Raw genomic sequence first — 7,292 nt, forward strand, 5'->3', positions numbered from 1 at the left:
GACAAACCACCCATATTTTTTAAATTTGTTCTCACAAGCTAAACTGGATTTTCCACAAACCATAAAAACTGAAGGAAGCAAATTGTATGTTGATGTGATGACTTGAGGAAACTAAAAGATATTGATTACAAGATTCTCTTCGAGTTGCTGAAGAACTCTAAGATGAGTGATAGGAAACTGGCTAAGAAAGTTGGGGTTTCTCAGCCAACCGTAACAAGAAGGAGAGCAAGGTTGGAAAAAGATGTAATTGACGGTTATACTCTTGTCCCAAAATGGGAGAAACTGGGATATGAGATTCTTGCATTCACGTTTGTCAAAACGAAACAGACCCTTGGATTAAAAGAAAAATCTGAAGCTGCTGTGAAGAGAGGGACAGAATGGCTGATGAACCAAGCCAATGTCATTATGAGTGGTGGATGCAGAGGAATGGGTGTGAATGCCTTTATGATATCGGTTCACAAGAGCTACTCAGACTTTGACAGCTTCATGGCTAAACATAAACGAGAATTGGGGGATACGTTTACTGATGTTCAAACGGTTCTTGTGAATCTTGGTGGAAATCAGATACTCAAGCCTCTTCACTTGAAATACTTGGCAGAAGCAAAATAGTCTTTCCACTATTCATGTTAGCAACACTGCTAGCAGCCATAGTGCATAGAAGAAAAAGGGCAAATCCCACAAGAATTTCGGCAAGGTCTACTCCTGAACTTGTGATAGAACCTTTCTTGCGAATTCTCTAGCTTTCTGTAGGTCTTCAGGTGTTGGATGCTTCATTACTTCTTTGACATATTTTTCCCATTCATCAGAGGATGTGATTACCTCTCTCTTTATGAATTCTTGTATTGGAGGAGGTGGTACACCTTGGCAATTGTAACAACCCTCGAAGTCAATTTTCTTTTCTTTGCTTGCTTTTTGAAAAGATGATGTGCATTTAGATGCCCATCTGTTGAACCATTCTGAGGAGGTTGCACGAGTAAAGAATCCTGCAAGCTTAAACTTAGGTGAATGTGGAATAGCATCCAAGATTCTTTTTAATGGAGCCGCTAGGTCTGTTGAGTGACAAGCTGAACCTAGAAAAACAACATCATAATCATTCAAAATGTCCACTGTAACCTCATCAACTCTCTTCAAATTTGCCTCATGCTTCTTTGAAGCCTCTTCATAAATGGATCTAGCAACCTTCTCAGTGTTACCCGTTTCGCTATAATAAGCAATCAACACTCTCATCTAAACAGCTCCTGACTCTAACCTTCAAAGGATTCCAATTGCCACTACTTTGACAAGAAAACTTATTTTAAGATTTCCCGAAAAGTCTCTTTGCACAAGTCATAAAACAAGAATATGATGAATATGACAAGCGTTTAAACCGATTTCAGCATGCATACTTTATCATCATGTTTGCTGTAGAGCTAGATTTTATATGGTTGGCTCTATACCAATTAGAATAAGATTCCCAATCTATGTTAGAATCTTTGGGAATCAAATTGGGAATAAATATGCTCTTAGAAGGCTTAGATTCCTGATTTGCATGGGGCTGTCGGCTAGCTTGGTCGAGGCTATGAGACTTGGGCTCTCGTGACCCCGGTTCAAATCCGGGCAGCCCCACCATCGGGCGCCTTCCCTCTGATGCTCTTATTTTGACCTTTTTGTGTAGACGTTCAAAAATAGATTGACCGATATTTTCAGATGGTTATCACACGCTTCAGGAAAATTGAAACCTAATTCGCTGGATTTCAAGTCTAGAACGCACAGTGTTTCTCTTTGGGTCATTCTGAGTTTGCTGCTTTTTTGTTGGACCTCTGGGTTTTCTGCAATTCAACATATTCTTCTACTGCTTTTTTAACATCCCAAGGTTTCCGTTCAGCCATCAGTAGTTTCAAATAGTTTTTCGCTCTTTTCTTCATTACATAATACCATAAAGCAGTAGGTGGGGTCAGAAACAAGGCATATACAAGCCACCCAAAGATTCCCACCCTTAAGGATAATACAAAAAATAAAGGGACGAATGGATAGAAGAAAACAAAAAGCAATTCAGCAAAGAACTCCAAGATATACCTATCCATCTCACGTTCCTCTAACCGACAGAAATTCATCCGAATTATTTAAGACTTAGCACAAACGACATTTGAAAGAAATCTTGAAAATCATTCCTTGGTTCAAGGTGCGAAGCTAGATAGAATGCTTGCTCGTCCTTCTCTAGAACTCAAAACTAAAATACAATTGTGCAATTTTAAAATCTAGACAAGAGTCTTTATTCAACCACAAATTGTATGTTAGTTTAAGGGACGTGATTGATTGACTGCGCTACTGTGCAAATTAGGGTTACACAGATGGAGAAATTATGTAGAACGTGTGCTCATAGTTTGGAAAGAACCAGGATTTCTCCCAGGAACTAAGAACGAAAGGCGAAAACAAGTTTTCTCTGAAAGGGAATGCTTGCGGTGTGGAATTAAGGAAAAGAGGAAATTTACTGAAAATATTGATGGAACTCTGGCAGCAATAGGATGGGAAATAATAGAAGAAAGTCAAACAACATGAAGAATATGTATACAAGCGCTTGCGTGCGCAACATGTGACTATTATCCTATGTAGTTGTTTATTCTACCTTCTTCAGCTTGCGGTGTCTCGGACGCTTCCCGGTTTTTTCAAATTCTTTAAAATGCTTAAGGAAAAGGGGTGTTTCCGGTGCTGACTGCACAAATTCTACGAACCTTGTGAGCTTTCCTATGGTTTCACGGTTTATTTTATGTTCTATCTCGCAAGCATCCTTCTCAGCAGTCTCTTCACTAACCCCTATCATTATCAAAAACTTCTTTAATGCTTGGTGTCGTCGTTCTAGAGTTTCTGCAAGCGATTTTCCTCTAGTCGTCAGTACAACGCCTCTGTACCGCGTGTAGGTGACGAATTTCTGTTCATCCAGTTTCTGAAGCATGTTTGTTACGCTTGGAGGTTTCACGTCTAATGTATCAGCTATGTCCGCAACTCTAGCGTAACCATGTTCTCTGATTAGGCTGTGAATTGTTTCAATATAACCTTCTTCGTTTTCGCTGAGTTTGACTGTTTTGTCTTTTTTCACCATTGTTTGCCTCTAGAATTGTTTTAGGTTTGACTAACATTGTTATATTAAACTAAATCCTTATTTATAAGCCTTCCACATATACAAGTGCCCGCCACCCAAACAGAGGATGATAAAACTGGAACTGCCACTAACCCGCCTTAGAAACGGCGAAAGCGGAGTCATAGTCTCCATCAACGCATCACCAAGTCATCATCATCGTCGCCGCCGCAAATGGGGTTTTCAAAAAAGACTAGAAGACATGGGTCTCACCCCAGGAACCAAAGTAACAGTAGTCAGATCAGCCCCTTTCCATGGCCCAATAGAACTCCACGTAAGAGGCTCCAGACTAGCAATCGGAAGAGGAATGGCAGAGAGAATTCTAGTGAGCGCAGAAAGGTGACCAAAAAACAAATAATCATCGCCCTAGCTGGCAACGCAAACGTTGGAAAATCAGTAATATTTAACCACCTAACGGGAATGCACCAACACATCGGAAACTGGCCTGGAAAAACAGTTGAAAAAGCAGAAGGAACACTTCACTTCAGGGACTACACCGTAGACATCATTGATCTGCCTGGAATCTATTCCCTATCAACTTTTTCCATAGAAGAACTTATCTCGAGGGAATACATCGCAATCGAGAGCCCTGACCTCGTAATTAATGTCGTTGATGCCTCGGTTCTAGAAAGGAACTTGTTCTTCACGCTTCAGTTAGCGGAACTTGAGACCCCGATGATAGTAGCTTTGAATCAGATGGATATGGCAGAAAAGAAGGGTATAAAAATTGACCATAAGAAACTGGAAGAAATTCTAGGCGTACCCGTAATTCCAACTGTGGCACCAAGCCGAGTCGGCATCTACGAGCTGCTGCATGCATCTGTTGCCACCATTGAAAAGGGAGAGGTTGCCCCTTCCAAAATTAGATATGGAGAGGAAATTGAGGAGAAAATCCAAGAACTCAGTAAATTAGTCAAGAGGCTGCAGCTTCCATACCCTGCTAGATGGGTCGCGATAAAACTTTTGGAAGGAGACGAGCAAATAGAGAACAAAATTCGCCAGATGGCCCCTAACATCTTGGCGACCGCAAGAAAGCTCGCAGACGAAATCGAGAATATTCATGGACATTCCTGTACAACTGTTATAACATCTGAGCGATACGAGATCGCAGGATGCATTGCCCGAGAAGTACAAGAAATAGTGACGCCGGCAAAACCTCCTATGCGGGAAAAATTACACGCCTTAACAACTCATGCAGTCCTCGGATACCCAATAATGGCTGCAGTGATACTCGCTATCTTTTTTGGCATCTTCTCCTTTGGGGACTACATGTCTGGTTTGTTGAGTGATCTCTTTTATGGACTAGAGCCTGTTTTTGAAAGTGTTTTAGGAACTGGCATTTTAGGAGAACTAGTTTGGGGCGGCATTTTAGAAGGGCTAATTGCAGGGGTTACAATTGTGTTGCCTTACATTCTTCCATTTTATCTAATGTTGTACTTTCTTGAGGACTCGGGCTACCTTAGTAGAATTGCGTTTCTGATGGATAATTTGATGCATAAGATAGGTCTACACGGGAAGGCGTTTATCCCGATGATGCTCGGTTTCGGCTGTAATGTTCCTGCCTGTCTCGGATGCCGAATAATGGAGACTGATAAGGAGCGGCTTATTGCGATTTTTGTTGTCACGTTGGTGCCTTGCGCCGCGACAACAGTGATAATTCTCGGTCTTGTCGGAGCCTTTGTAGGCTTTCAGTGGGCACTACTATTGTACGCTGTTGACTTGTTCATCATTTTTATTCTCGGAAGAATAGCGTTCAAGGCTTTGCCGGGTGAACCAACTGGATTGATAATGGAGATGCATGACTACAAAATACCACACGCAAAGACCATAGCAAAGCAAACTTGGTTTAGGTTAGAAGAATTTGTCAAGATGGCGTTTCCACTTATAATACTAGGAAGTTTCGTAATCAAACTTGCGGAGATTCTCAACCTATTAGAGCCAATAGCGTACGTCCTCAGCCCCATAACTGTCCTTTGGTTGGGGTTGCCTGCAATCACTGGAATAACCTTGATTTTTGGAATACTAAGGAAAGAACTGACCTTGATAATGCTAGCAACTCTTCTAGGGACCTCAAATTTTGCGGGGGTTCCTGATTTTGGACCGATACAGATGATAGTGTTCACCTTAGTGGCGATGCTCTATATCCCTTGTATTTCAACCATCGGAGCACTGGTTAAAGAGTTGGGTTGGAAGAAAGCACTGTTCATATCAGTTTTTGAGGTAGCTTTTGCAATTTTTATTGGCGGAATAGCATTCAGACTACTATTATTAGCAAACATTTGGTGATCGGAAAACACTCGGCAAAGCTGCTTTCCATCAAAAAAGCTAAGTCTTAGCAGGAAATACTGAAGGCATACAAGAGGGAAAGATGCTTGAGTTCGCTAGAATATGAAATCGGTTTTCTCTCAAAAATGATTGAAATTGACACCGAATCAGTCTCAAAAAAAAATTACGACAAATGTGCATCCATAATCGTAAAAGAGGCAGAACGAAACTCCCTAGACGTAGAGATAATTGACGGCGAAAAAGGAGCAAGAGACGGGCTTTCACGACCAAATGTTATAGTGACGCTTGACGTAGGTTCAGACGTAACATTGCTTCTTGAATCTCACTTCGACATTGTCCCACCTGGACTCAACTGGACATACCCTCCATTCAAGCTAACAGTTGAAAATGGAAAAGCCTACGGAAGAGGCACTGCAGACAACAAATCAGGCATTGCAGCCGCAATGGGGGCATTGCGACAACTAAGGAAGGAAAAGTTGGACATAAACCTCAAACTCATCGCCGGAGTGGACGAAGAAATCGGCGGGCGATACGGCGTCGACTATGTGCTAAGCGACTGCGGAGTAAAAGGCGATGCAGCGCTAGTTGTTGACGCAGGTCTAGAAAGGCTTTACCTAGGAGCAAGCGGCATTCTCTGGGGAAAAATAACAGTTGAAGGAAAACAAGGGCACGCGGGATATCCTTTCAAAGCCAAAAACGCCATAGACGAAGCTGTGAAGCTACTTGCCGCCTTAGAACCCTACAAGAATGAAGTGGAGAAAAAAGAATCAACTCTACATGCACCGCCTGAAGCTCCAAGACAATTCGTTTGGGGAAGATACACAGTAACAATGATCCGAGGAGGAGAAAAAGAAAACGTAATACCCGGCACTTGCGAATTCCGCTTTGATCGGAGACTTCTTCCAGAAGAACAAGTAGGACAGGCTGAAAAGGAATTTAGAAACTTCTTCCAAGACGCATTACAAAAAACTGGTTGCAAAGCGTCACTTGAGATTACCAGCAAGCTTCCAGGCTACCACACTTCAAAGGATGTCGTCTTTGTGCAAACGGTCTCAGAAAGCATCAAGAAAACAATAGGCCACAGTTTGCCCTTCGCTGCTGAGCTTGGAGGAAACGATGGAAGCTTTTTCGCCAAAAACGGGATCCCAGTCGTAAGCTACGGAACCATTAGAGCTGACACACACTATCATGGTTTAGATGAATTTGTGCACCTCGAAGACATAAAGATCATTCGAGACTTGATAATCAACTTAGGAAGAGTAGCAAGAGAGAAAATAGCATAAGATCCAATACGAATTTGTCCTCCAGATGTTGCACCAAGTTCTCGTTGACCTTTCTCAAATGAGAGCACCTATCTTGGCGTATGGTGGGGCCAGACCGGACTAATACCAAAAAGAGTTCAAGTCCAATGCTTTTGACCTAACCAAATTTGCGGTTGAGCATGGCAGGCTCTGGACCCGCTGACGAGAGTTCGCATCTCTCCTGGGCTACCAACCACACACTTCTCACACATATTTGAAGAGTAGATGCTCTGAAAACTGTTTATAAGCTGTTTCAAGTGGTTTTCACACGTCTTAGAAAGATTGAAGCCTAATTCACGTGTTTTCTTGACTATTTCAGCGTCAAGATAGAGGACGACGTTTCTTTTATGCGGCATTTTGCATTTGCACTCCTTTGTGCGCGAGGGGGCTAGCAGGTTCTGTGTTATAAATTTGGTGCATCGCGCGCGCAAACACGCAATATTTATGTAGTGGCTGGCTGCTGAACAATTGGTAAATAAAAAATTGACAAAACATGGTGAATGTATTGGGAGAAGATGAAAGAACCGAAACAGGTGTCTCTCTTAAGGTAATAGCGTTGATTTCAGTGCTGGCATTTTTTTTAATATTCA

General features: G+C 42.1%; 9 protein-coding genes and 1 tRNA gene. 6 read left to right on the forward strand and 4 right to left on the reverse strand.

Annotated features, from left to right (window positions below; all coding sequences use genetic code 11):
- Positions 1–102: 102 nt before the first annotated feature.
- Positions 103–609 (forward strand): Lrp/AsnC family transcriptional regulator, encoded by a 507-nt coding sequence (locus tag NWE91_09730; protein ID MCW3986667.1) that lies wholly within the window; start codon positions 103–105, stop codon positions 607–609.
- A gap of 87 nt (positions 610–696) precedes the next feature.
- Here the strand turns inward: NWE91_09730 and NWE91_09735 are convergent, their stop codons facing one another.
- Entirely contained in the window at positions 697–1,227 is a 531-nt protein-coding gene (locus NWE91_09735) for a flavodoxin family protein (protein ID MCW3986668.1), read from the reverse strand.
- Between the two features lie 303 nt (positions 1,228–1,530).
- Between NWE91_09735 and NWE91_09740 the strand changes: the two genes are divergently transcribed.
- Positions 1,531–1,608 (forward strand) — tRNA-Pro (locus tag NWE91_09740).
- A 158-nt stretch (positions 1,609–1,766) separates the two neighbouring features.
- On the opposite strand, the gene NWE91_09745 is transcribed toward NWE91_09740, so the two are convergent.
- Positions 1,767–2,063, reverse strand: coding sequence for a hypothetical protein (locus NWE91_09745; protein ID MCW3986669.1), 297 nt, complete (start codon positions 2,061–2,063; stop codon positions 1,767–1,769).
- Positions 2,064–2,295: 232 nt separating this feature from the next.
- On the opposite strand from NWE91_09745, the gene NWE91_09750 reads away from it, so the two are divergent.
- Positions 2,296–2,538 (forward strand): hypothetical protein, encoded by a 243-nt coding sequence (locus tag NWE91_09750; protein ID MCW3986670.1) that lies wholly within the window; start codon positions 2,296–2,298, stop codon positions 2,536–2,538.
- Positions 2,539–2,596: 58 nt separating this feature from the next.
- Here the strand turns inward: NWE91_09750 and mntR are convergent, their stop codons facing one another.
- Positions 2,597–3,079, reverse strand: a complete 483-nt coding sequence (gene mntR, locus NWE91_09755; GenBank protein ID MCW3986671.1) for a transcriptional regulator MntR — start codon at positions 3,077–3,079, stop codon at positions 2,597–2,599.
- Positions 3,080–3,185: 106 nt separating this feature from the next.
- Here mntR and NWE91_09760 point away from each other — a divergent pair, with 106 nt between their 5' ends.
- The 3 genes from NWE91_09760 (at position 3,186) to NWE91_09770 (ending at position 6,684) form a co-directional block, all read left to right on the forward strand.
- Positions 3,186–3,458: a ferrous iron transport protein A gene (locus NWE91_09760; GenBank protein MCW3986672.1), complete on the forward strand. Its 273-nt coding sequence runs from the start codon at positions 3,186–3,188 to the stop codon at positions 3,456–3,458.
- Positions 3,455–5,401: a ferrous iron transport protein B gene (gene feoB, locus NWE91_09765; protein ID MCW3986673.1), complete on the forward strand. Its 1,947-nt coding sequence runs from the start codon at positions 3,455–3,457 to the stop codon at positions 5,399–5,401. Before NWE91_09760 ends, feoB begins: the two co-directional genes overlap by 4 nt.
- Positions 5,402–5,487: 86 nt before the next feature.
- The gene (locus NWE91_09770; GenBank protein MCW3986674.1) at positions 5,488–6,684 is read left to right on the forward strand and encodes an ArgE/DapE family deacylase; all 1,197 of its coding nucleotides are present in this window, start codon (positions 5,488–5,490) and stop codon (positions 6,682–6,684) included.
- A gap of 363 nt (positions 6,685–7,047) precedes the next feature.
- On the opposite strand, the gene NWE91_09775 is transcribed toward NWE91_09770, so the two are convergent.
- On the reverse strand, positions 7,048–7,292 hold a 245-nt coding region (locus tag NWE91_09775), incomplete at its 5' end, for a hypothetical protein (protein MCW3986675.1).

This window comes from Candidatus Bathyarchaeota archaeon (assembly GCA_026014805.1).
In the GTDB taxonomy this organism is placed as follows: domain Archaea; phylum Thermoproteota; class Bathyarchaeia; order Bathyarchaeales; family SOJC01; genus JAGLZW01.

Bases quoted from the DNA above. Each gene is read 5' to 3' on its own strand.
- mntR (MCW3986671.1), bottom strand. From the start codon at position 3,079: ATGGTGAAAAAAGACAAAACAGTCAAACTCAGCGAAAACGAAGAAGGT.
- NWE91_09745 (MCW3986669.1), bottom strand. From the start codon at position 2,063: ATGGATAGGTATATCTTGGAGTTCTTTGCTGAATTGCTTTTTGTTTTC.
- NWE91_09760 (MCW3986672.1), top strand. From the start codon at position 3,186: ATGATAAAACTGGAACTGCCACTAACCCGCCTTAGAAACGGCGAAAGC.
- NWE91_09735 (MCW3986668.1), bottom strand. From the start codon at position 1,227: ATGAGAGTGTTGATTGCTTATTATAGCGAAACGGGTAACACTGAGAAG.